At 43.1% G+C, this 24,112-nt stretch carries 21 protein-coding genes; 10 read left to right on the plus strand and 11 right to left on the minus strand.

The window, feature by feature from the left end; genetic code table 11:
* Positions 1–4: 4 nt before the first annotated feature.
* Together MAS10914_RS36370 and infC are read right to left on the minus strand one after the other, a co-directional pair.
* A complete protein-coding gene (locus MAS10914_RS36370) occupies positions 5–445 on the minus strand; it encodes a Crp/Fnr family transcriptional regulator (protein WP_084786439.1) in 441 nt (146 codons plus the stop codon).
* A 3,401-nt stretch (positions 446–3,846) separates the two neighbouring features.
* The gene (infC, locus tag MAS10914_RS0103580; RefSeq protein WP_017314532.1) at positions 3,847–4,380 is read right to left on the minus strand and encodes a translation initiation factor IF-3; all 534 of its coding nucleotides are present in this window, start codon (positions 4,378–4,380) and stop codon (positions 3,847–3,849) included.
* Between the two features lie 523 nt (positions 4,381–4,903).
* Between infC and MAS10914_RS0103585 the strand changes: the two genes are divergently transcribed.
* Positions 4,904–5,857, plus strand: coding sequence for an alpha/beta fold hydrolase (locus tag MAS10914_RS0103585; RefSeq protein ID WP_017314533.1), 954 nt, complete (start codon positions 4,904–4,906; stop codon positions 5,855–5,857).
* Positions 5,858–5,903: 46 nt separating this feature from the next.
* Here MAS10914_RS0103585 and MAS10914_RS0103590 read toward each other — a convergent pair whose 3' ends face one another.
* Complete coding sequence (locus MAS10914_RS0103590; RefSeq protein ID WP_017314534.1) at positions 5,904–6,272, minus strand: BON domain-containing protein; 369 nt, start codon at positions 6,270–6,272, stop codon at positions 5,904–5,906.
* A 1,147-nt stretch (positions 6,273–7,419) separates the two neighbouring features.
* Here MAS10914_RS0103590 and MAS10914_RS0103600 point away from each other — a divergent pair.
* The 5 genes from MAS10914_RS0103600 (at position 7,420) to MAS10914_RS29520 (ending at position 12,181) form a co-directional block, all read left to right on the plus strand.
* Positions 7,420–8,508 (plus strand): sulfonate ABC transporter substrate-binding protein, encoded by a 1,089-nt coding sequence (locus tag MAS10914_RS0103600; protein ID WP_017314536.1) that lies wholly within the window; start codon positions 7,420–7,422, stop codon positions 8,506–8,508.
* 200 nt (positions 8,509–8,708) lie between these two features.
* Positions 8,709–9,842 carry an FMNH2-dependent alkanesulfonate monooxygenase gene (gene ssuD, locus MAS10914_RS0103605; RefSeq protein ID WP_017314537.1) on the plus strand — a complete coding sequence of 378 codons (1,134 nt, stop codon included), beginning with the start codon at positions 8,709–8,711 and terminating at the stop codon, positions 9,840–9,842.
* Positions 9,843–9,865: 23 nt separating this feature from the next.
* Entirely contained in the window at positions 9,866–10,648 is a 783-nt protein-coding gene (gene ssuC / locus MAS10914_RS0103610) for an aliphatic sulfonate ABC transporter permease SsuC (RefSeq protein WP_017314538.1), read from the plus strand.
* Between the two features lie 26 nt (positions 10,649–10,674).
* A complete protein-coding gene (locus tag MAS10914_RS0103615) occupies positions 10,675–11,493 on the plus strand; it encodes an ATP-binding cassette domain-containing protein (RefSeq protein WP_017314539.1) in 819 nt (272 codons plus the stop codon).
* Positions 11,483–12,181 carry a substrate-binding domain-containing protein gene (locus MAS10914_RS29520; RefSeq protein ID WP_051151110.1) on the plus strand — a complete coding sequence of 233 codons (699 nt, stop codon included), beginning with the start codon at positions 11,483–11,485 and terminating at the stop codon, positions 12,179–12,181. Before MAS10914_RS0103615 ends, MAS10914_RS29520 begins: the two co-directional genes overlap by 11 nt.
* Here the strand turns inward: MAS10914_RS29520 and MAS10914_RS0103625 are convergent.
* The gene (locus MAS10914_RS0103625; protein ID WP_026082314.1) at positions 12,178–12,723 is read right to left on the minus strand and encodes a transposase; all 546 of its coding nucleotides are present in this window, start codon (positions 12,721–12,723) and stop codon (positions 12,178–12,180) included. The two genes, MAS10914_RS29520 and MAS10914_RS0103625, sit on opposite strands and share 4 nt — an antisense overlap.
* The gene (locus MAS10914_RS0103630) at positions 12,720–13,016 is read right to left on the minus strand and encodes a transposase (protein ID WP_017314541.1); all 297 of its coding nucleotides are present in this window, start codon (positions 13,014–13,016) and stop codon (positions 12,720–12,722) included. Before MAS10914_RS0103630 ends, MAS10914_RS0103625 begins: the two co-directional genes overlap by 4 nt.
* Positions 13,017–13,047: 31 nt before the next feature.
* On the opposite strand from MAS10914_RS0103630, the gene MAS10914_RS29525 reads away from it, so the two are divergent.
* A complete protein-coding gene (locus MAS10914_RS29525) occupies positions 13,048–13,578 on the plus strand; it encodes a PstS family phosphate ABC transporter substrate-binding protein (protein ID WP_071599793.1) in 531 nt (176 codons plus the stop codon).
* Between the two features lie 52 nt (positions 13,579–13,630).
* On the opposite strand, the gene MAS10914_RS0103640 is transcribed toward MAS10914_RS29525, so the two are convergent.
* From MAS10914_RS0103640 to MAS10914_RS0103650, 3 genes are all read right to left on the minus strand, one after another.
* Positions 13,631–14,521, minus strand: coding sequence for an ion channel (locus tag MAS10914_RS0103640; RefSeq protein WP_017314542.1), 891 nt, complete (start codon positions 14,519–14,521; stop codon positions 13,631–13,633).
* A 54-nt stretch (positions 14,522–14,575) separates the two neighbouring features.
* Positions 14,576–16,264, minus strand: a complete 1,689-nt coding sequence (locus tag MAS10914_RS0103645) for a B12-binding domain-containing radical SAM protein (protein ID WP_017314543.1) — start codon at positions 16,262–16,264, stop codon at positions 14,576–14,578.
* 171 nt (positions 16,265–16,435) lie between these two features.
* Positions 16,436–20,080, minus strand: coding sequence for a WD40 domain-containing protein (locus tag MAS10914_RS0103650; RefSeq protein WP_017314544.1), 3,645 nt, complete (start codon positions 20,078–20,080; stop codon positions 16,436–16,438).
* 642 nt (positions 20,081–20,722) lie between these two features.
* Here MAS10914_RS0103650 and MAS10914_RS0103655 point away from each other — a divergent pair.
* From MAS10914_RS0103655 to MAS10914_RS0103665, 3 genes are all read left to right on the plus strand, one after another.
* Positions 20,723–21,121: a hypothetical protein gene (locus tag MAS10914_RS0103655; RefSeq protein ID WP_017314545.1), complete on the plus strand. Its 399-nt coding sequence runs from the start codon at positions 20,723–20,725 to the stop codon at positions 21,119–21,121.
* A 197-nt stretch (positions 21,122–21,318) separates the two neighbouring features.
* The gene (locus MAS10914_RS0103660; protein WP_017314546.1) at positions 21,319–21,546 is read left to right on the plus strand and encodes a hypothetical protein; all 228 of its coding nucleotides are present in this window, start codon (positions 21,319–21,321) and stop codon (positions 21,544–21,546) included.
* A 180-nt stretch (positions 21,547–21,726) separates the two neighbouring features.
* Positions 21,727–21,975, plus strand: coding sequence for a hypothetical protein (locus MAS10914_RS0103665; protein WP_017314547.1), 249 nt, complete (start codon positions 21,727–21,729; stop codon positions 21,973–21,975).
* Positions 21,976–22,137: 162 nt separating this feature from the next.
* Here the strand turns inward: MAS10914_RS0103665 and MAS10914_RS0103670 are convergent, their stop codons facing one another.
* Genes MAS10914_RS0103670 through MAS10914_RS0103680 form a run of 3 tightly spaced genes read right to left on the minus strand, consistent with a single transcriptional unit; the run spans position 22,138 to position 24,092 of the window.
* Positions 22,138–22,986 (minus strand): MOSC domain-containing protein, encoded by an 849-nt coding sequence (locus MAS10914_RS0103670; protein WP_017314548.1) that lies wholly within the window; start codon positions 22,984–22,986, stop codon positions 22,138–22,140.
* 33 nt (positions 22,987–23,019) lie between these two features.
* On the minus strand, positions 23,020–23,607 hold the full coding sequence (locus MAS10914_RS0103675; protein WP_332248791.1) for an IS630 family transposase: 588 nt from the start codon (positions 23,605–23,607) through the stop codon (positions 23,020–23,022).
* Entirely contained in the window at positions 23,592–24,092 is a 501-nt protein-coding gene (locus tag MAS10914_RS0103680; RefSeq protein WP_017314015.1) for a helix-turn-helix domain-containing protein, read from the minus strand. Before MAS10914_RS0103680 ends, MAS10914_RS0103675 begins: the two co-directional genes overlap by 16 nt.
* Positions 24,093–24,112: the final 20 nt, after the last annotated feature.

Raw genomic sequence — 24,112 nt, forward strand, 5'->3', positions numbered from 1 at the left:
GCAGCTAATTGTTTGACCCAATCGCATTTATTTTTTCGTTTAGCTCCCGAATGCGACGGGATAGCGCGCCAATAATATTCACAGCAATTTCAGGAGTTTCCTCAATCGCGTCGTAGAGTTGCTCTTGCGTCAATTCCAAACATTCACAGCGTTCTAAGGTTGTTGCTGAAGTAGAATGTGGTTGGGCATCAAACACCGCCATTTCTCCGAAAGATTCTCCTTTAGAAAACACGACTAACTGTTGATTGTCAATATCAACTTTGACTCGACCTGAGACAACAATGTAAAGCGATCGCCCCTGATCTCCTTGTCTAAAAATGGTGTCATTTGCTGGAAACGAAAGTTCATCCATCACTGAAGCCAGTCGAACGATAAAGTCATCCCGTAACTCTTTAAAAATAGGCACTTGCTTAATAAATAATAAACGGTCAACGCTTGTTAGCATAAAGTTGGTAATTTGAGCAGCAACAAGAGGGTGTGGGTCATTTTGGAGTTGGGGTAGGAGTTCGAGGAGGACGCGATGTGAAACCACGCTTAGGTACGCGATGACTGCTTCCCTGACAAAGCCTGTGGGATGGCGCAGACTAGATAAAACTTGCTCGCTTGTTAGCCGAATGCGAGCAACTTGAGCAAAATGAAAACAGCAAGCTAAACACCAATCGGAAAGTGAATTCTTAAGCGTTACCAAACTTCGGAGGCGCGCGCTTACTGCCATTTGTTGATATTCCACTATCCCTTTTTCTGCTAGTTTTTGCAGTTTTTCTTGGGGCGATCGCCTATCTAAAATATGCAGCAATATAGATTTGGTCTGTAAATTTACGGTATGTTCTAATATTTCTAATCCCCGTGCTAAGTTTTTCGTTGATTCAGAACGGAGATTAAATGCTGCTGCTTTAATTTTTTCTGATGAGTACAGTAGCTCTAGTAATAGCAATAATCGCTCTTTGACATCGGTTTCTAATTCCAGGAGTGCGCGTTGCAGGAGTTCACAGACAGTGTTAAATCTCTGACTTGAGTGATAGTTTTCTGCATCATCTTGAGTGTTGAAATCTATGTATGTGGCGTAAATCTCTCCCAAAAAGCGCACTTCCTTTTCAATTAACGTTTTCACCCTACTTTCAAGTAACCGATCCACCAAGCACACAATTCCTTCTTGTTGATATCTTTTAATTAAGGTCCGGAGGATATGATACCTGGTCTTACCCTCAGATGTTTCCAAATGTAGCCATAAAGCATCTATTGCTTCTAGGGTGGGAATTTGACCTATGGTACGCAAAGCATACATTCGTACTACTTCGGGTTTGTAAACATTGGTAGCGAGTTTCACGAGCATCGGTAGGGCTTCATTCTCCAGTTTTACTAAGGCACGCATTGCTGTATTTCGGGTTGACTTGTAGTAAAGCCCTCCTAGCAGTGCTGAATAGTATTCCTCTAAATGAGTTGCTGCAATCATTTCCAAAACTGCACAGCGCACCCCTAAGGACTCATCCTGCAACAAATTCGGTATATAAATCCGCAGTTCCTGTAAATAAAGTGCTTCTGACAATGCTCTGACTGCATTGACTCGTAAATGTTCTTGTTTATGAGTGAGCATTCGCCGCAAAGTTTTAGCAGCTGCTATCTTTTGCATTGACGTTCCATAACGCAACAGTAGGACAGCAGCAGTAGCTCGAATCGGTGAGTTTTGTTGGTCTTTCAGGTAGTCTTCTAGTTGGTGTACATTAGGATGTGGCACTGCAAGCCAAACGTAACGTAGGGCGAGGGCAAAAACTTCTGGGGTAACGATTTCTTGAGGCGCATTCAACAAAGCACGGATTTCAGGTAGATAAGTTGGATTAGCACCGCGTGCAAGCATGACCTCTAAACTCGGCTTCTGCAAAGAAGAGGGAAGCTTGACTAGCAAGGGTGCTAAAACATCTCCTGCTCCTTTAGGGTCAATTTGAGATAAAAGTTCAATGCAAGAGCGTTTATCTGCCTCAGTGCCTTGTTCTCCTAAAGCTTTGACAACCGCCTGCTTGAATGCAGGCAAATCCACATCTGTGCTACTCAGTTGACCCCGTCCTGCACTTAAGACTAACAGGTCAACGTAGCGCGATCGCATGACCAAAACAACACCTACGCAAACCAATCCAACGATAATAGTTTCTACGAGCAACACTGAGTTTTGTATCTGTGCGGGTGCAAGCCGCGTTGAAAGCCAAAGAGTGACCAATATGATCACGCCTCCCATCCCTGTAGCCAACGCTTCTGCAATACCTCCTGACAGTGTTTGCACGTAGCTGCGAATTTTATCTGGAATGGGTTGGAATAGCAGTGGTCCGCTACTGGTCACTAAGGTGTAGCGTAGAAGTTCGTCTAGAAACTTGAGAATCACCAGACCCCATAAAAGTTTTTGTGATTCGCTCAAGGAAAACAAATTTAGCACAGGAATTGCCAGTGGCGTCAAAATGCATACACTGACTGGTAAAGTTGCAGCGCCGACAAACACTCCGAAACGTTCAAGTATTCTGCTAGAGACAAATAACTGCATGAGCAGTTCGCATATTCCCGTAATGCCACCCAATATACCTAAGAAGCTTGCGATGTCTTTACCCTGAAAAGTTGATTCCAATTGGTTAAGATACTGAAAATCTATTAACACGCCAATGACGTGCAGTAGAGCAAAAAAGCAAAACAGCAGCAAGGCATAACGCTTAAGTGGACCAGAAAGATGGCGTCCTTGCCGTGCTTCTGGAATCTCGCCTTGTGGGACATCGGGAAAAACTTGTTGATAGTTTTTACTTAAATGCCAGAGAATGAAAGCCCCCAATGCAATGAACACACTAGCAACTGGCATAATGACATGATCCAGTCCTACAAATATGAGTAGTACAGGTAAACTAAAGCCGCTGATGACATCAGCCACCAAAATGCCACTGCTCACAAGTGGGTAGGTGCGTTTAATCTCTCTAATGTTGAAGAGTTGATTGGCTGCAATCGAGGTGTTGAGGTCGTTGACAACATAAAAGACATCTACCCATAGCCGTAGTAGAAATATGCTAATTACGGCTAAGTGTGATTGCATTGCCCAACTCAATAAAACGAGTGGCACAAACATACAAGGCGCGATCGCCACTATAACCCGACGCAAGGGGAAAATCTTTTGCAACCAAGAGTAAAAAAAGACTAACAGAGTGCCATTTATCGCACTGGCAATATAAATCCCAGGCAGGAATTTAGCCCCATATTCACGTAAAAACAAAGCTACCGTACTGTCCTCAGACCATCGTAATCCTATTGATGTCGTGGTATAAAAAGCGAACATTAACCAGGTGCGATCGCTCTCCTCTGGTCGAAGATTTACCCACTGTAGGAGTCGTGATAGGGCATCTGTGTTTGGAGCAATCCAGTGATTTTTGGGTTCCATGCATTTTACTTTCTGGAGTAGTTACCCCTTGGAGGGTAAGCACAAGGACAAATAGTTCCTCAGTTCTCCAAAATCAGCATTGCTATTTATAGCGATTCTCAGTTGTATTAAATAGAGTTCTTGTGGGGTAGGCTATCCTGCCCGCCCTGAATTCAAGGCACAGGTGAGGACACCTGTTCCCACAAGAAAATCTCCAACTGTCATGCATTCAACTGAAAACCGTTATTAAAACACTGGTAGCAGTCGCTACAGTTTCCTAGCAAAAGCAAAAGTCCTGAGTATCTGAGTATTATGTTTCCCACTCAGCACTCAAGACTATCGCTTCTTCATGAAATTAGCTTATTTTCTGTTGCAAGGGCTGTTTTAAAGAGGGGGGGAGAGCAGGGAGCAATTTCTTCCTTGTCGCCTTGTCTTTTCTGCCTTGCCTGCTTATTGCTTAATTACTTCTTAGGTGAAATAAGCATCATCATGTTTCGTCCCTCTTTTTTAGGGGCTTGCTGGACTTCACCAACTGACTCTAAATCGGTTGCCATTCGCTTGAGCAATACTTCTGCCATGTCGCTATGCTGGATTTCTCGACCCCGGAACATCACAGTTGCTTTGACTTTATCGCCATCTTTGAGAAAACGCTCTGCTTGTTTGACTCGTACGTTATAGTCGTGTTCTTCAATCTTGTAACGCATCTTCACTTCTTTGACATCAGCAGTATGCTGCTTTTTGCGAGCTTCTCGTGCCTTCTTCTCTTGCTCAAACTTGTATTTCCCATAGTCCATAATCCGACAAACCGGTGGGTCAGCCTTGTCACTGAGCAGCACTAAATCAAGCTCTTTTTCCTCGGCTAGTTGTATTGCTTCCTGTGGTGACAGGATTCCCAACTGGGAACCATCGGTATCAATAACCCGAATCTTCGGGAAGCGAATTCTCTCGTTAATTTGGGGCAGGTCGCGATTTCTTTTTTTTTCAATCAGAGACATTATGATTTTTGGGAGGCTGTTTGTTAAGAAACTGGCTTGGTTATTTGTGGTATGCCTTAGAGGCAAAATACTAAAATAACTGAAGACTACAAAAGGAACCTACACTTCTAGGGTAACTAATCCATAGAGCAGTTTCATCGTCGTCGTTGTATCTGCCATTCTACTCACTTTGAAAGGATTTCTGTCCAATCGTTAATCTAAATTACACAATAGTAGCAATCTTTAATCATTGTAACAGTTTTCGTAAAACCATTGACGTTTTTGCCTTTCAGTAAATTTCCCGAGCTAGAAAATTAAAAAAATACAATTCTTCTGTTGACATAAATGTAATTTTAATAACTTTTTCTGATGATTTTTATCAGTATTAACTCTTAAAATAAAAAAGTGAAAATGTACTTAACCTAGAATATATTTAGAAACTATTTTCTGTAGGCAAACTAGAGTAACAACTCTGCACAGATTTAGCCCGAAGGAGTTGGGATTAACGAAGAAATTCAAATCAAAAGTTCTTGTCTACGATAAATTGGAGGAAAGCGAGGATAGTGCAGTGCATTGGCAGCAACGGGTTGGCAATCAAAGAGACTGGGTTTGGCGAGGGTGGCAAACTCGCTACACATACATTCGCCCTGCTCAAAATCACCAAAAGACGACTCCTCTAATTCTGCTACACGGGTTCGGTGCATCTATTGGTCATTGGCGACACAATCTAGAGGTCCTGGGCGAACACCACACAGTTTACGCCCTTGATATGCTGGGTTTTGGAGGTTCTGAAAAAGCCTCAGCAAATTATAGTGTAGAGCTTTGGGTGGAACAGGTCTACGCTTTTTGGAAAGCATTTATCCGTAAACCTGTGGTGTTAGTGGGCAATTCTATTGGTTCATTGATTGCTATGGCTGCCGCTGCTACCCATCCCGACATGGTGCAGGGCGTGGTGATGATGAGTTTGCCAGATCCATCGTTGGAGCAGGAAGCTCTCCCTGTTTGGTTGCGACCTGTTGTGGCGAGAATTAAATCTGTTGTTGCTTCTGGATTTATTCTCAAAGCTGTATTTAGCGTTGTGCGTCGGCCTGGGGTGTTGCGTCGTTGGGCTGGAATTGCTTACGCCAATCCAGAAGCTGTAACAGATGAGTTAGTGGAAATTATAGCTGGACCTACCCAAGATCGTGGTTCTGCCCGTGCTTTTATCGCCCTTTTCCGAGCCACAATGGCTGCGAACTTTGGTCCAAATGTCAAAACAGTATTACCAACCTTGACTATTCCCATGCTTTTGATATGGGGGCAAAAGGACAAGTTTGTTCCTCCAAGACTTGCTAGTCAATTTGCTCAGTACAACGAGAATTTGCATCTGCATAGTCTAGAAGATGTGGGACATTGTCCCCATGATGAGTGCCCAGATGTAGTCAATTTGGTGATTTTAGATTGGATTAACAAAAATTTTGGTGAAACCAAGCACAGTGTTGCTCCCCAAGCGTTCTAGCAGTAGTGTGCAGGGTGGGCATTGCCCACCTCATATTCTAAAGTGCCTACCCAATCGTCACTTGGTCTGTGTCAACCCCAGTAGCACCATTAACTGAACGCGCTACAGAAACCATCTTATTGAGAATGTCTTGGCTAGGAACTTTGCCCTTTAACACAACAGTACCGCCGGTTTGAGCTACCCAGAGGGTATCCACATCATCTAATTGTGAGTCTTGGTCGAATGCCAGTGCAACCCGCTTTGCCAAACCACTCTGGTCATATTCGCCATTCAATCCCATACGCTCTGGAGCAATTTGTTGAGTTGCAGCAGTAGGAGCAGCAGTTTGTTGAGCTTGTTCTACTGGCTGTGGAGCAGGATTGACTTCTGCATTTTGGGGTTTTTCCATTCCAAAAAGTCTTTTTAACCAACCCATAATACTGTTATCTCCTATGACGGGTTCACAACATCTGAATATAAAGGGCTGGATAAATAGCAACATCTGCCTTGGAAAATATATTGAGTGCCATTGGTTACTGCTTTGGGAGTAATTTTAGCGCAATTTATCTCATCTTGAAATTTTGACAATCTATAGCGGTTTGCAATTGGGTGAAGTACACAAAGAAATAATGAACCACAGATGGACACAGATAAATTTGTACTTCATTCAAACGAGAATCCCTATATAAAGCAAGACGGTTTAGAGTTCAGATATAGAGACGTTGCACTTGAAGCGTCTCTACACACCAGAAATTCAAACCAATAACTTTAACTGAACGGTATTGATCTATAAGGATACAAATTTTCCGGCAAGCGGGTTAAGCATTAATACGTTTCAAACAAGATGCTTTGTAGGCGTAATTGCTTATTAGAGATGTTGCACTCAACGTCTCTACGCGCATGGAATTGTCACAAATAACCCTTAACTAAAAGTGTCATTTAGGTCGAGAAAATCTAGATTTTCTTATAGTGTATTTTCCATGGCTGTCACAGCTAAATTATTGTCGTGGTACTTTTAAATACAGGTCTCAGCACAATATAAGTAAGTCTCTAACTACTATAAGTCTTTTTAATGAATATCTCTAGTGTAATGCTGGCAATGCGGACAAGTGATGCCATCATTCAAGACTGACAAATTAAAATAAATATAATCTTTACCGAAGTACCGAAAATTGTAGTTAGCTATGATACTTTTCCTTTCAAAGAGTTAGCAGATACGCAACTCGTTGCACTTTTATCAATCTCAGGCTTTATGTTAAAGTATTGCCGAATAACTCATGTGTCACTCGCCAAGGCAATAAATTACCAATATTTCTTTGAGAATCTTTGAGAAGAGATTAATCTTTAATATTTTCATGGTAAGAATAACACTGTTGGTTGTTACTCCTTTCCAACCAAGCAATACCATCGAGACAACTCCAGAAGTACTTTTGTGCTAAAGAGTAACTTTGATGGTATGTATCCTCTTTGGTTCTACTATTCGTAAATTCTTAAAACGGGAAAGGAGTAGGGTATAAGTTGCATCGCAGGCTGTGACTTCTGCATTGCAAACACCTCAATTTCACCAGGGTTTGAGTTAAAACATGAATCTTTTTATTCTCTTAAAACCTCTCTCAAATATCACAAGTTTTTTGAGCCAATGCATCAGGGTACTGAAGCAGAACTCAGTTAAATTTTTTGCACTCCTATTTACTGTTGGCTTGTGCCTAAGTTTAGGATTTTCTGGTTGCACTTCCAATAACGTTCAAAGTTCTACTCAAAGTTCTACTGCCCAACCGATAGCAAATACCTCGTCAGCAGCTGTTAAAGTTGTGCGGCTTGGCTTTCAAAAATCTGCGGTTCTAGCTTTGGTGAAGCAACAAGGCACTCTAGAAAAAGAACTTTCCTCTTCTGGGGTTACTGTCAAGTGGGCAGAATTTCCCGCAGGTCCTCCCATCATGGAAGCCTTAAATGCAGGTAGTATCGATTTCGGGACTGTAGGGGAAGGACCACCAGTATTTGCTCAGTCAGCTGGTGTCCCACTGGTGTATGTTGGCAACTCCTCAGCGAGTCCAGAAGGTTTGGGTATTTTAGTCCGGAACGATTCTCCAATTCAGACTCTAGCCGACCTCAAAGGTAAAAAAGTTGGCTTCACTAAAGGTTCGAGTGCCCATTTTATGTTGGTGCAAGCTCTGGCTTCTGCGGGATTACAATACACTGACATTCAGCCTGCTTATCTTTCTCCGGCGGATGCCCGTGCTGTCTTTGAACAAGGTAAGATTGATGCCTGGGCAATTTGGGACCCATTTTTGGCAGCAGCTCAACGGAGTGGAGGAGCGCGAATCTTAAGAGATAGTAAGGGTCTAGCATCATGGAGGGAATTTTATGTGACATCGCGCGAGTTTGCCAACAAAAATCCCGAGCTTGTCAAACAAGTTCTCGATTCAATCGACAAGGTAGGGGATTGGGCGAAGAAAAATCCCCGGAAAGTTGCTGAATTCCTATCACCGCAAATGGGCATTGATGTTGCTTCGTTGGAGTTAGCAGAAAGCAGGCGGAAACGTTACGATGTGGAACCTGTCAACGAAGAAGTCATCGCAGAGCAACAAAAGGTTGCTGATACATTCTTAGGTCAGAAGTTGATACCTAAACAAATCAAAGTAGCAGATGCTATTTGGAAACCTAAACAGTAGACCTATCTTTCAAAAGTCTGTCTTTCCGACATTTTCGCTAGTCATTAAAACCTCTGACCACATAGCTCGTATTCGCTTAAAAAAGATTAAAGTTTCTGATTGTTCGGATAGTTAAAACGGATGTAGAGACGTAGCATACTACGTCTCTTCTACATCAAAACTGGTCAATTTTGAACAAGTTTTGAGGAGCAGACAGCTAAATGGAATTGCTTTGGTTTATCCCAACACATGGAGATGGTCGCTATTTAGCAACAGCAATTGGAGGACGCGAATGCAACTTTGTTTACTTTCAGCAAATAGCTCAAGCAGTAGATAATTTGGGATTTACTGGGGCTTTGTTACCCACTGGACGTTCTTGTGAAGATGCCTGGATATTGGCTTCATCTTTAATTGCTGTGACCCGACAAATACGTTTTCTCGTTGCAATTCGTCCTGGATTGATGTCTCCTGGGATGGCTGCACGGATGGCTGCAACGTTTGACCGCTTATCTAATGGGCGCTTGCAGGTTCACGTTGTGACGGGTGGCGATCCGGTGGAATTAGCAGGAGATGGAGTGCATCTTTCTCATGATGCGCGTTATGAATTAACCGACGAGTTTTTGACAGTTTGGAAAGAAATTGCAGGTGGTTGTGAAGTCAACTTTAGCGGTAAATATCTGCAAATCAAGGGTGGTAAACTACTGTTTCCTCCGGTACAAAAGCCGCATCCTCCCTTATGGTTTGGCGGTTCGTCACCTATTGCACAACAGATTGCTGCTAAACATGTTGATGTCTATATGACTTGGGGAGAACCTCCGCAACAAGTGGCAGAAAAAATTGCATCTGTGCGTAAATTGGCAGCAGAACAGGGTAGAAGTCTCCGCTTCGGTATTCGCCTGCACGTCATTGTTCGAGAAACTGCAACACAAGCTTGGGAAGCGGCAAATGAACTGATTAAATATGTTAATAACGAGGCGATCGCCAATGCACAAAAAATCTTTGCTAGGATGGACTCCCAAGGACAGCGCCGCATGACGCAACTGCACAATGGCAATCGAGAGGCACTAGAAATCAGCCCGAATTTGTGGACGGGAGTCGGGCTAGTGCGGGGTGGTGCAGGGACAGCTTTGGTAGGAGATCCCGATACCGTCGTTGCCAGAATACTGGAGTATGCGGAACTAGGAATTGACACCTTTATTCTTTCCGGCTATCCCCACTTAGAAGAAGCCTATCGAGTCGCTGAGTTACTATTTCCGCGCTTGCCACTCCAAAAATTAAATCACACAAATGAAGCACAAATGTTCAGCCCTGTTGGCGAACTTATCGGCTTTGAAAACTTTCCAAAACAGCAATAAATGGCAGTTAAAAAAGATTGGTCATGAAAAGAAAAATTCTTAACCAATACCTCCATAGATTAGCACCTTGGGGCGTACCTATTCTGTTACTTTTGATTTGGCAAATAGTCGTGCAATTTGGTTGGATATCTGCAAGAGTATTGCCTGCTCCTGTCGATGTTTTGTTAGCTGGAATTCGTCTTGCTAGGACGGGAGAACTATTTTATCACTTGGGTATTAGTGCAAAGCGGGCAGTTCTTGGCTTTTCAATAGGCGGTAGTATTGCTTTTGTTTTGGGATTGGTAAATGGCATCATTCCCTTAGCTGAAAATCTGTTAGATACCTCTATTCAAATGTTGCGTAATATTCCGCATTTAGCCATGATTCCTTTGGTTATCTTGTGGTTTGGCGTTGGAGAAGAAGGGAGGATATTTTTGGTTGCCTTAGGCGTATTGTTTCCCATCTACATAAACACGTTTCATGGCATCCGAACCGTTGACCTAGGATTAATTGAGATGGGAAAAGTCTATGGACTGAACGCTTGGTCTTTGTTCTGGCAAATCATTCTGCCTGGTGCTATGCCTTCAATTTTGATTGGCGTGCGTTATGCTTTGGGAGTGATGTGGCTGACTCTCATCGTTGCCGAAACAATTTCCTATGACTCTGGCATTGGTTACATGGCGATGAATGCTCGTGAATTCATGCAAACTGATGTGGTCGTGTTGAGTATTATCCTATACGCAATGCTTGGAAAGTTAGCAGATATGTCTGCCAGATTTTTAGAAAAGAAATGGCTCGCTTGGCATCCCAGTTACCAGCAAATGTAGCCCGAACTTTTTAGGAGATTTTTACCATGAAATTAGGGCGTATAGGAATAGACCTGAAGATTTTAGGTCTGAGCAAAAGCTTTGGGAATATTCATGTATTGCAGAAACTGGATTTAGAAATAGCTAGGGGCGAATTTGTGGTGATCGTTGGGCGCAGTGGCTGCGGTAAAAGTACACTATTGCGGCTGTTAGCAGGATTGGAAATTCCATGTAGTGGCAGCATATTACTAGATGGAAAGCCATTGCATAAGCTCAATCCACAAACACGGGTAATGTTTCAGGATGCCCGACTTTTAATGTGGAAGCGGGTCATAGAAAATGTAGGATTGGGACTGAAGCTAAACTGGCGACAAAGGGCATATTGGGCATTAGAACAAGTAGGACTTGCAGAACGTGCTTTTGAATGGCCTGCTGTGCTTTCTGGAGGGCAACGACAGCGGGTCGCACTGGCGAGAGCATTGGTGAGTGAACCGCGTTTGCTTTTATTAGATGAGCCTTTGGGGGCATTGGATGCCCTAACTCGGATTGAGATGCAGCGGCTTATAGAAAATATCTGGCAACAACAGCAATTTAGTGTAGTATTGATTACTCATGATGTGGAAGAAGCCGTCACTCTAGCTGATAGAATTATCCTGATAGAAGGAGGTAAGGTAGCGATGGATTTGGCCGTTGCCCTTGCTCGTCCTCGGCAGCGTGGTAATGCTATGTTTGCAGCGCTAGTCGAAAAAATCTTAGAGCGGGTGTTAAACACAAAAGCCCATTCTCAAGAGTTGGCAAAAGGGGTATCTACTGTAGCAAAACTGCAACCTAGAACATACTCCTTTGAGAAATTGGATGAATACTAACGAATCAAATGCTAAGGGAACCATAATCTGTGGCTGGTGTGCCTACGATGCAAATCCTGTTGGGGCTACACACTGTCAGAAGTGCGGCAAGCTCCTTGTTGTTCCTTCTAAACCTATCAGAGAGCAGGTTACCAGAGCTAATTCTCATGTGCTTTGGCTTAATGTACTAGGTCTAGTGTTACTACTTACTGGTGTGGGAATTTACTATTTCTGGCAGCAAGTTCAATTGGTAACAACCCCCAACACTCTCAGCAACACCCTCGACAACAATTCCTCGGACAGGCGACTTTATAATTCAATGAAGGAAGTCCCAAACGTGCCGGAAGGAGTCTTCAATTACGGTGGTTCCGTCGTCTTCTCAGCTCTGACTGCTCACGGCACACACAAGGCTATCACCCAGGCTCACCCGAAGTTTCAGCTGCGTTTCACCGAACCCACCAACAACAACCCTGGTCAAAATACTGGGATCACCATGCTGCTTGATGGTGAACTGAGCTTTGCCCAGTCCTCTAAGCCCCTTGAGGATGTTCACTACAACAAGGCAAAAGAACGCGGTTTTGCGCTACAGCAAGTGCCAGTGGCTATCGACGGCTTCCTGTTGTTTACCCATAAAGATTTGTCTATCCCGGGACTTGCTGTTGACCAAATTCAGGATATATATAGAACCCATTTGAGATCTTTTTGCTAGCTAGCAGCTAATCGTTTGAGCATCAATCGGATAAAACAAAGTTTGAGCTTGGCATTGGCACGAGCGAGTGTGCGGTCAAAGTTTTTGACTAAACTTTTACATCGCTCTACCCAAGCATTGGATCTCTCTATCACCCATCTAGCAGCCACCGGAACAAATCCGGATTGTCCTTTGGCTTGCTTTTCAGCTTTTGATGGCTTGGCAGAGAGTTCAAATTGGATTTTGGTCATGATCTGGGGATAAATTTGCTCTAAGGCCGGGATAATTTTTTCAGGATGATAGCCATGATCTACCAAGATAGTTGTTTTGGGCAATTCCAGTGGTTTAGATTGGAAATAATCGATATTTTGTGAGAGCATTTCAATCAACCCCTGGTCATCAGATACGTTGGCGGTGGTGCAGTGAGTGAAGAAAGGGAAACCCAATATATCCACTGCTAGATGTCTTTTAATCCCGTTGGTTGCTTTGTAAAAACAAAACCCTTTCGACTCAACACTGGCATTACAAGTATTTTTGACCGCTTGTGAATCAATCAGGATCAGGGTTGTCCAGTGTGGTTTTTTTTTACTTGTTCACGCACTCCCTGATGTAAATTAGCCATAATTGAGTCCAGGATGCCATCTTCACACCACTGCTTGTAATGCCAGAACACAGTAGAATAGGGCGGCAAATCTCTGGGTAAGTCTGCCCAGTTGCAACCATTCTTAAGTTGATAAAATATCCCGTTCAATATTTGCCTCTTTGTCCACACAGGAGGTCTTGTTTTCTTCTTGGTCGGCAATAACGGCTCNATAATTTCCCATTCCAAGTCTGTCACGTCGCTTGAATATCCCATTTTTCGCCCTGACCTGATTCTATTCCACTGTTTGTGCCGATTTTACTTCTTCACCTCAAAGATCTCAAATGGGTTCTATAAGGGCAAAATCACCAACTGGAAACAGGTGCGAGGACCGGACTTGCCCATCACACCTCTTGCTTTCAACCCCAAGTTTGGTGCCGCACTCAACATCCTTCTCGGTCCAGAAATTGGCAAACTCAGTTCCAAGGTACAATTCATGCGCGATTACACCGATGGTGTTCGTAAAGTCTCCTCAATTCCAGGTGCGATTGGCATCGGCTCTACTGGAGCTATTCTTAATCAGCAGTCAATCCGCCCTCTAGCTGTGGCTGCTGCCAACACTAAAAACTATGTGCCACCCTTCACAGAGGGTGGCAAGCGGGTTAACGCTGTAGCATTACGAGATGGCACATACCCCCTGACTAGGCGTCTGTTTGTGGTGATTCGCCAAGACGGCTCTATTGACGAGGATGCTGGAGTGGCATATGCCAATCTGTTGCTGTCTAAAGAAGGGCAGCAGTTCATTGAAAAGGCTGGTTTTGTCCCCATCCGTAATTAATAGTCAAAATTCTTACTATTGACTGCTTATTGATTTTGATGTCGTCGGCTGCTTAATTTTGTAGTGGCATGACATCATGAAATCGGGAGTAGTCAATACTGCGCCTGCCATCCCGCGTCTTCGATACAATATCCACAAATCGCATATTCCAACAAATTTCCTCAGTGATGTACGAGTGACGGGCATGGATAGTCTGGTTTACTATTTCATCAAGCCCAGTCAGAGTGACCACGACTTCCATATCATCTTCAAGCATCGCCTCTGGTGTGGTTCCATACAAAGGACTACTTTCGTCAATTGGGTGCATCACTGCCCAGGTCAGGGCAAAAAGTGGTGACTGACTGCGAAGTAGTGACATATCATAAAATCGACGCATCACATCACCTTCTTTAGTAATTTCGCTGCGTGCCAAGCTGACCCGGACTTGTGCTTCTAAAATCCAGTTTTGGCGTTCATTGGCGACCCGAAACATGAGAGTTGGCACATCGTTATAAGGAGTAATGACCGCTACACGGCTAAACATAACTCGCGCTTTGGGAATAGAAAACCGGGCAAACATTAGCCCAGTTGCCATTGCCAATCCTATAAGCCCTAACAGCGATTCAATGGTAACTAAGATATTGGCATAGGCTGTTTTGGGATACATCGCCCCATATCCAATAGATGCCATAGTCTGGACACTGAAAAAAAAGGCGTCAAGAAAATTACCCGGACGCGCATTTTCAATACCATCCCCTCCTGCAAGATATCCCAAGGCAAACAGGGCGTTGGCAAGTATATACCCAAAACTGATAACTGCTAGAGTTTTATACCAGCAAAGAGTGAGTAGCAAATGATACGGGTCACGCCAACGGTAGTTGGATGCACCTATACGTACGACGTTGAAACCTCCATCTCGATTAATTATCCGAGGTTTTGGGGCTTTGCGACGAGTTTTTTTCATCAACGACGGAGTTATGGTAAAACGAACCCAGGATATATAGTTATTATTATCTACTTAAATACCGACAAAATCCTCTAGAGAAGCAATTTTATACCTTCCCTTTTCATCTGTTTCAACTAAACCAAAAGCCAGCAAATCTCTATCAAGAAACAATTTTGTGGGTTTTCCCCCAGCATCAATCTTAGCGTTAATCAGTTCCATAGTACAACGAATGGTTTCGTAAACTCTTTGAGCATTCATTGCTACAGTAGTGGGTTGGTTCCTCCCAACCGACTCACACAGCCGATAAACTCCATGATTTTGGGGAATATGGTAGCCATAATGCTTTGCAGCTCTTGGTAAAAAGTATCCAGCAGTAATTGGCTTTTTTCCTGAAGGACGCACACACGAGTAACTTGGATGATCTGGCATATCAGCCGCAATACTACCAGGCATAAATCTCAGCATATTGAAATTCAGAAAATCTGGGTTGCACTCTTGGAGTCCAAAGCGGATGGCACTCATGTCGTCTTCAAAAGTTGTTGGTTCATAACCCACAACCTCTGTTTTATCCTTATCAAGTTTTGCCTTAGGTAATCCCAAGATGATAAAGTAGCTGCTTGGCAACCCAGCTTTACCCATGTCTGTAAAGACTTTCTTAACCTTTGCTGGGTAATCTTGTGCTTGCTTGATTTGACTTTGGAGGGAGCCATTAAATTTATGGATTGCTAGCGAGACTTCTGGCAGAGTATGCTCTACGCCAAAGAACATATACACACAGTTATGCTCCACTAGGTAGCACATCTGTTCATAGTCAATCTTGTCGATTCTTGTATTTGATCCCCAAACAAATCCTTCCTGCTTGAGGATTTCTGCTTCTCGCCTTGCTGCTTTTTCGTGAACTGTAAAGGTGTCAACATCCAGATAAACTGCTTCGTATCCACGCTGTTTGAGTTGTCTTAATTGCCTGCGGAAAGATTCCTCACTCAACCTGACAACGTGATTGCTTTCAGTACTTTTGTTACAGAATCCGCAGCCCCAAGGACATCCCCTTTGGGTGAAGAGTTGGGCTGTTTTCAATTGTTTCCCATCCTGAGATTTAAATATGTCCATGTTATGAATTTGGGGAACATGGACAAGACCTAAGTTTTGGTCAATCTCATCAAAGTTGCTTACCCTAGGGGCTATGGAACGATGGAACCAGATCTTACCTGCACTCGGAGTGGAATGGCAGAATTTTCTTTCTTTATCTACGAAACACAATCCTGGTAAGTGAGGCATATCTTTATAGAAAGTCCCTCTAGCAACGGCATGAGCAATTTCGACGATTGACTTTTCACCCTCGCCATCACAAAATGCAGTTATCCAAGGAGTGATTTGTGCAATATCCTCCACCCCCTTTGTGGCATACCCTCCAACCAGAATTGGCACGTTTTTTCTACCCAAACTTTGCAGATAATCAAAAACTTGTTTGGTGTGTTCGTCAATTTCCTGCCACTGAGGAGTCATGCAACCTGCAAAGATAACCAAATGAGCGTCAGTAACTTCATGCAGGACATCTTTCATAGAAAGGTCGGGACGTTCCAAGTCTAACTGCACGACTTTGGTGAATCCAGCGTTGTACAAACTAGAAGCGAGAACGGGTAAAGCTTTGTTAGCGCCATTAAAGCTTCTGTATTTGAGGACTTCACCCACAAGGACTATTTTTAACTGGTTGAGAGGGATGGATGTTGATGTTTGTTCGGGGGTTGCAAAAGATAACACTATTTAATACCTGCCTTCATAGAGTTTTTTCCGGTAAAAAAGCACGTTCGTCCTGTATAGCAGGTATTTTGCCTGCTACGGATCTGTGAGCAAGCGTCTCGCCTGCTCTACAACTGATTGAGAAAACTTATCTAAATAGGCGATCGCTGTGCGCCATCGCCCTTTGGGGCGCTACAGTCCGCGCGCGCGCTCACTTTCCATTGCACCTAAAGCTTTCAAAGAAGATTTCTCTGCATCTGTTAGACCAGTAATCCCTGTAATTTCCATACGCTCGTAAAGTCGGTCAGACTTGAGTTGGCGCAGTCGGCTACACTTTTGTACATCCCAAAGCTGAATATTTTCATCTTCACTACCACTTGCAAGTAACCGACCAAACCCCTCTGGGGACGCTGCGCGAACACAACTAAACGCCACCGAACGAATCGCTCCTGTGTGTCCCCGTGTAAGCGTGTCTAAACAGACACCTGTGCTAACTTGCCACAACTTGACTGTGGCATCACCACTTGCACTGGCAAGGGTCTGGCCATCTGGGCTAAAAGCCACTGAGTAAACTTGTTGACTGTGTTCCTGGAGAATTTTGTAACATTCGCCTGTGTTTAGGTTCCATAGCCTAACAGTCTGGTCTTCGCTACCACTTGCCAGAAACTGTCCATTGGGACTAAATGCAACTGACCAAACTAAGTTTTTGTGGTCTGCTAAAGTCGCAATACATTCTCCTGTGCGAACATCCCAAAGCTTAACTGTACTGTCAGCACTGCCACTGGCAAGGGTACTACCATTGGGACTAAAAGCAACCGTCCAGACCCAGTGGCTATGTCCTTCCAATATTTTGAGACACTCACCTGTGTGAGTATCCCATACTCGAACAGTTCGGTCTTCGCTGCTGCTGGCAATAGTTTGCCCATCTGGGCTGAAAACCACTGTCCACACCCAGTTGGTATGTCCTCTAAGCGTCCGGATGCATTTGCTGTTGCCAATGTCTGTAAGGTCCCAAAGCTTGATAGTATTGTCAGCACCGCCACTAGCGAGAATGTGCCCATCTGGACTAAAGGCAACAGAGCGAATGCGTCCTTGATGTTCTCCTATAAAGTGGCATTCATTTGTATGCAAGTCCCATAGTCTGATTGTGTGGTCATCAAGACCACTTGCAAGAACTTGGCTGTCTGGACTAAATGCTACTGAATACACACCACGGGTGTAGCCTTGCAATACATTAAGAGAATTACCTGTTGCCACATCCCAAAGTCTTGCTGTTTGGTCATCACTGCTGCTGATGAGTGTGTGTCCATCGGGACTAAAGGCGATCGCCCACACCTGGCTATTATGCCCTCGTAAGGTTCTTAAACATTTACTTGTATCAATGTCCCACAATTTGATTGTCCGGTCTTCGCTACAGCTACCAATGGTTTTCCCATCAGGGCTAAAGCGTACAGAGTAGACTTTTTTGCTATGTCCATTATGTTCATTCAGTGTTTTCCTACATTTTCCTGTCAGAAGATCCCAAAGTTTGATGGTTTGGTCTTCACTGCTACTAGCTAGTAGTTGCCCATCTGGACTAAAACTCACAGAGTAAACCTGGCTACTATGTCCTTTTAAGGTTTTCAGGCATTCACCTGTGTTGATATCCCAAAGCTTGATTGTACTGTCGGCGCTGCTACTGGCAATGGTGTTGTGGTCAACAGGATTGAAGGTGACTGACCAAACCCAATTGGTATGACCTTTGAGAGTTTTCAAGCAACTTCCAGTGTGTACATCCCACAGTTTAATGGTTTGGTCTTCACTAGCACTTGCCAAGATGTAACTATCTGGGCTAAAAGTAACGGAATATACTTTATTGGTATGTTCTTTAAATGTATGAAGACACTCGCCTGTGTGTACATCCCAGAGTTTAATAGTGTAATCTGCACTGCCACTAGCTAGGAGTTGACTATCTGGACTAAAGGCAAATGACCAAACCCAAGCAGTATGTGCTCTATAGATACGAAGTTGTTTGGTATCTGAAGTTCGCCACAGACGAATTTCTCCATTAATCGCACCTGTGGCAAAAAACTCTCCATCACGACTAAATCTAACTGATACCAAACTTGATAGTGTTTCAGTAAATACCGAACCAGTCAGGTCAGCGTTTGTAAAGCTAGTATCCTGTAAATTGACATCTTTAAGATATGCTTGGCAAATAGCTAAATTGGAAAAATCCCGCCCACTCAAATCAATTTGTGATTCATCAAGCTGAAGTTGACGCAGCAGATTGATTAGGTTGCCGGCAGCATATCCTTTCTGTAGTGGAGATTGCTGTTGTAAGTTGGCTAGCATCCTACGTAACTTGGGTTCTAGTTCTTTGCCAAAAGTACTGAGTAGTTTCTTTTTGACTGGTTCAAGAATTAATCGCTCTTGTGTTTTGCGGATATAATCAAGCGAGCGTGCCTTCATCAGTGGATAATTGTCAACAAATCCCAGACAGTTTCCTTGGCAGATTTCTTGATAAGTCTTTTCAATCAATTGCTCTATGACATACTCCACCACCACAGACTGCTGACCAAACCTACTGGAATCTGCTTCTTTTTCAATGAGCGATCGCCGCAACAAAGACTCTACAGCTTCTAATACTCTGGTTGCAGGTTCCTGTGTAATCAGGTTGTCTTTGAGTTCTGTTAGGGAAACATACTCGCGATGAATTGCCAGCCAGTACATCAGTTGTTTTTCCAACTCTGACAGGCGATTAAATTGCTGGTCTAAAAGAGTCCGAATATCTCCGTAAACTGCTGTTTCTTGGTGAATTTGTTTTAAAAATTCAGCAATGTTATTGCTAAATAAGTCGTAGACTGTGGTAGCGACCATCTTTAACGCTAAAGGGTTGCCGGAGTATCGTTCCACTAATTCGCTTAACTCGGCATCTGAACAAGAAAATCCCTTATCTTTCAGTATTGCACTAGCGTCTTCTCGGTTCAGTCCCAAAAGATGCAATACCTTTACTGGCAGCTTTTTCCCCTCCAGTATTGCGACTTGCTTAGGCTTTTCCCGGCTCGTTAGCAGCAGACAACTCTTATGTCCTGCTTCTGCCACTTTCTTAAAGAAATAGCCGTATTTCTCATACCCTTGTTGGTACTCTCCCGCCCTTTCGTAAGCTTTGCCTTCACCGCTGCGTAGCACGGCTTCCACTTTATCCAAAATCACCAAACAACGGTGTTTTCTTAAAACATCAATCAGCCGTAGTATTTTGCTGTTATCGTTATCTGGCAAGTCAGGTTCAGCTTCTTTAGGTAAAAACTGTAGTAGCTGTGTGAGAAGATCTCCTAAATGTGGAACGTTGTGAAGCGATCGCCAAAAGAGGTAATCAAAATCTTGCTGTACTTTTTTGGCAACCCGTGCTGCTAGAACTGTCTTGCCAATACCTCCTATGCCTAGCACCGCCACCAATCGACAGCGCTGGGAACTATCTCCTACAATCCACTGCTCTAACTTAACAATTTCCTCTTCTCGACCCCAAAAACCCTCGACATCTACGGCTTCTCCCCAATCCTCACGCGGTGTCCTGCTAATTGCTTTACTTATTTGGTATTGGGTTAATAGCTTTTGCTTGATGTTATTGAGTTTTTTGTTACCACTACCTTCTATACCAAATTTGCGGTAGCTCTCTCCTAATCTTTTTCTCACGGCTGCTTGGGAAATCTCCAACCTGGAAGCTATCTCAGCACCTGAGAAGTCATTTAATGCCAGCAGCAAGGCATCTAGCTCTGTTTGAGTAACACCAGACCTGGTTGCTACCTCTGTAATAAAACTTTCTGGAAGCTGAGACATATAGGCAGCGTTCTCCATTTCACCCTTGCTCCACACAACATATTAGTATGTGAGATAATCCCTTATAGCATGGCTCAATAGCCTAGAAAAGAGTATTTGTTTGGACTTTGTGACTCGGTCTTGTTTTTTATTTTTCACTTTATTTTTTTCTCACATCTATGTGAGAAAGACTATATTCTGCTGATGCCCAGCAGTCATAAGGTTATACGAGATCATCGATAGCAATGCCTTAGGCAATTGAGTCCCGCTAGTAGGATACCGATAAACCAGACAATTTCCCAAATATAGCCCTTAAAAAGGGATTTGAGCTTGTTTAAACACGTTTTACCTACAAAATCACAGGAATTCCTGGAAATGCGTAGGCGTTATCTTTTTATCTGGTTCATTTCTCAAACGGTTTTCTATGTAAAACAGGACGGGACAATTCTAGCAATGTGAGAAAAAATAGCACTCGAAGTAAATAATACTTCACATAACCCCATATTTTGGGAAATTAAAATTTTCAATAGTTGCTAGGCAAAGAAAATATGTTTATGATTATAGGTAAGGTATATATACGTGAGGAAAGAAGTGGATGTAAGTAGTTTGCAGCTTTCCATCACTCAATTAGGTAACAGTAGTCGAGACTAACGGTCAACGTTACGGAGAAACTGAACTGATATGACCTTCTCACGCTCACGATTTCCTGAATTTTTTAGCGGTTCCAATGGCATCAAAATGCACTTAAAGTTTGGAGATACGCCTCCGGAAGCGTTGCCTATGGTCACACTACAAGACAAAGGAAAGCAAGACATTTTTCCGCAGCAATCCTGCTTGATTGAATTGCACCCGGTTTTTTCTCACATGAGCTTTCTACTGATTGAGACGTTGTCGGTCACTCAACATGGTGAGTTCATCACCCGTAGCAAAAAGGGTAATTACGAAACCATCGTTGAACTGGGTGGACACACGAGTCACCGCTACCATCTTGATAAGAAGGAACTGGAGGAAATTCAACAGATGTACGAACAAATTCTAGAAAATTGGATTGGATGGAGGGTGTCCCGCAAAAAAACCTAAAAAGCTACATCCAATACCCACAGCTACCTAACAGTAGAGAAAACACATAGCTTGGGTAGAGTTAATAGCAAAACTAAATATCTGCAAGTTATGAGACATTTGGCTTTTTATAAACGAGAAGTTTACAAGCCGGAGAAGTGATTAAGGCACTTCCCGGCTTTTTGCGTAGATTCATTTTATTAAGGAGTCTAAGAAAGATGAAACCACAGCAAGACAGTCGTCTATTGAGATTAGTTTCTCGTTTCCTCAAATATTTTCTACTGGCATTATTTGGCTTGGCGATCGCCTACATTGCCTCAATGAGTTTTGGTGCAGTACATTTCGCCTTCACGTTATTGCCGTTCGTATTCACTTGGGTGTGGCGGTTGGGACTTATCCTGTTTTGTTTGATAGCAATAACAGTGATTTTTGAGTCCTTCCGATAACTGACTCCAGGCGGTTGCTAACACAATAAAATATCTGCAAATGATGAGACATTTGGCTTTCGATAAACCAGACGTTTACAAGTTGGTGAAGTGATGAAAGCGCTTCCCGGCTTTTTGCTTAATATTCGTTTGACATGAAGATTTTCTATAAAACTAGTAACTACTGGGAGGTTTCTCTGTATGAGCTGTAAATACCAAGATCACCCTTTTCCTCCTTGCCGTTTTGAGCAACATCCTCAAAATCGCAATATTTACTTTTGTCCTCACTGTCGGGAATCGTACGACGTTCGAGATGTCGCGCCATCTCCTAATTGGCTGCTATTCATCATTGCAGCTATCGTCTTGATTCTTATTAGTGTGAATTCTCCATCTTCTCAAGCTCCCAATGAAGATATCACTCCCAATTCTACCCCTACTTACATGGAGTAGAACTGTTGCAACTGCCCCTCGCTTGCTGTAGTCGAGGGTGCATTTATCCGCCAATACTATGGTCGATATTCTTAGATTTAGTTTGGCGGTTAGGACTTATCCTGTTTTGCACGATAGCACTCACAGTCATTACTGAGTCGTTCCGCTAACTAAATCAAGTCTTCACTCAACACGACTGACATTATCGCCAATTGCCACATGACCACTGGTAATGACCTGTGCCAAAACACCTGTTTGTGTGTGTTGAAAATGCTTTTTTAGCAAAGAAAGCAGGGAGATATCTCGTTCTCCTGTTTCGGGATTGACTTCTATATTTAAACAGCGATTAATCCTAGCTGTAATGGCAATTCGGGCTGTACCAAGTTGCATTTCTTTGCCCACCCAGTCAAATTCTCCCCAGGCTGGTACACCATCTAAAACAATATTGGGGCGGAAACGCCGGACATCCACCTGAAGTCCTGCTATCTCACTCAAATGGTCAAGGGTTGCCTGACTGACAAGAGAAATATGCACAGCTTCCCGGTCGGGATAGCGAGTTTTGCCATACTCTCCCACAAGCTGCAAGGGTGCGTGGTTTGGATGTCTGGCTGTTTGGCTGGGATAAATTCCTGCTAAGTATCCTGTGAAAAAGGCAGCAATGCGATCGCGTCCTGTAGGGCTATGCGTATCAGCAACTAATAACTCTACGCCTTTGCGCTTTACTGTTAAAGTCTCAGTACCTGCTTCGTAGGAACAATCTAACGCCGCTAGTCCTGCCCAGTCATTTTGCATGGCGAAGTGTTGCTTTTTCATCCACGGGACTTTTGTAGAGTCGGGATATTGGGCGTCTTCTTTGAACATTAACGCAAAAGAGCGATCGCCCCTGATGCCATATCCAACTTGCACCTCAACGCGAGCCTCCGAAGGAGGAGCTTCTCCTGACGGAGACGCTACGCGAACGCTAACCCACTTGTGAGAACTTAACCCTTTAAATGGATATATGAATAACTCTTTGACACAAATCTTGGTCATTGTTAGTTGGTAGTGGTTAGTTGTTATACCATTTCACGAAAAGCCTGATACAAATAAAGCATCAAGAATAAAATCCCAACCTGTAATAGAAGCAACGATTGATGTGTTTAATTGTTCCAATCGCTTCCAAATAAATTCTCTTAATTCATCTAAAGTTGAGAAGCTTTCCCAAGTTAAATGCCTTTTAACCTCCTCCCACAATCTTTCAATTGGATTAACTTGAGGTGTATGCGGAGGCTGAAATAACAAAACTATATTTTCTGGTAGTTTGAGATGCTGACTAAAATGAAACGCTCCATTATCTAACTGAAGAATATGTATATCTTGAGAATAAGTCTCTGAGAATTTTTCTAAAAAAATATTGAAACAAGCTGTATTTAAATGAGAGAATTCCCAAATAAAATGCTCTCCAGTTAATGGTTCTACTAATCCATATAAATAAAAATTATCCCGCTTCCATTGCATAATGCCGATGGGCTTGACTCCTTTTGTCGTAATTAATCTCCCAGGTTCAGTCTTCAACCCCACACGGCTTTCGTTTCCACACCAATATCTAATTTTTTTTTGTTTATCGACTGGTGCTATGATGTGTTTTTTAATTACTTCTAGGTATTGTGGCAGTTTTTTTTAAATTCCAATTCTGCTTCACTATCGTATTTGACACCTACGGCTCGCGGTACTTTTAGCTTCGCTTTCATTTGATAGCGCACTGTGTCGTGTACTACTTTATATGATGCTTCTATCCCTTCCACTGCTTTTAACCAAGTTCGTATTTCTTCATAACTTTTAAATCCCTGTGGCTGTTGAAGTTCTCTGTCTAGCTGCTCTCTTGCTTGTAAGTTAATCATTGGCGGTCTTCCTGGACTCTTTTTCGTTGACAATAAACCTTTTATTCCTGATTCGGTATAGTCCTTCAACCATCTTTGTACCGTTACCCTTGCTCTCCCTAGCACCACCGCTACATCCTGTATTGTTTTTACATGACCTATTTTCAGCAAATACAACGCTTGAATCCGTTCACGACTTGATACTATTTTTTGTTTTCTCAGCAGTTCCTGTAATTCTTCTGCTGACTCATATATTTCTACTTTGGTGACTCCAGCCATCTTTGCTCGTTGATATTTAT

This window comes from Mastigocladopsis repens PCC 10914 (genome assembly GCF_000315565.1).
GTDB lineage: Bacteria > Cyanobacteriota > Cyanobacteriia > Cyanobacteriales > Nostocaceae > Mastigocladopsis > Mastigocladopsis repens.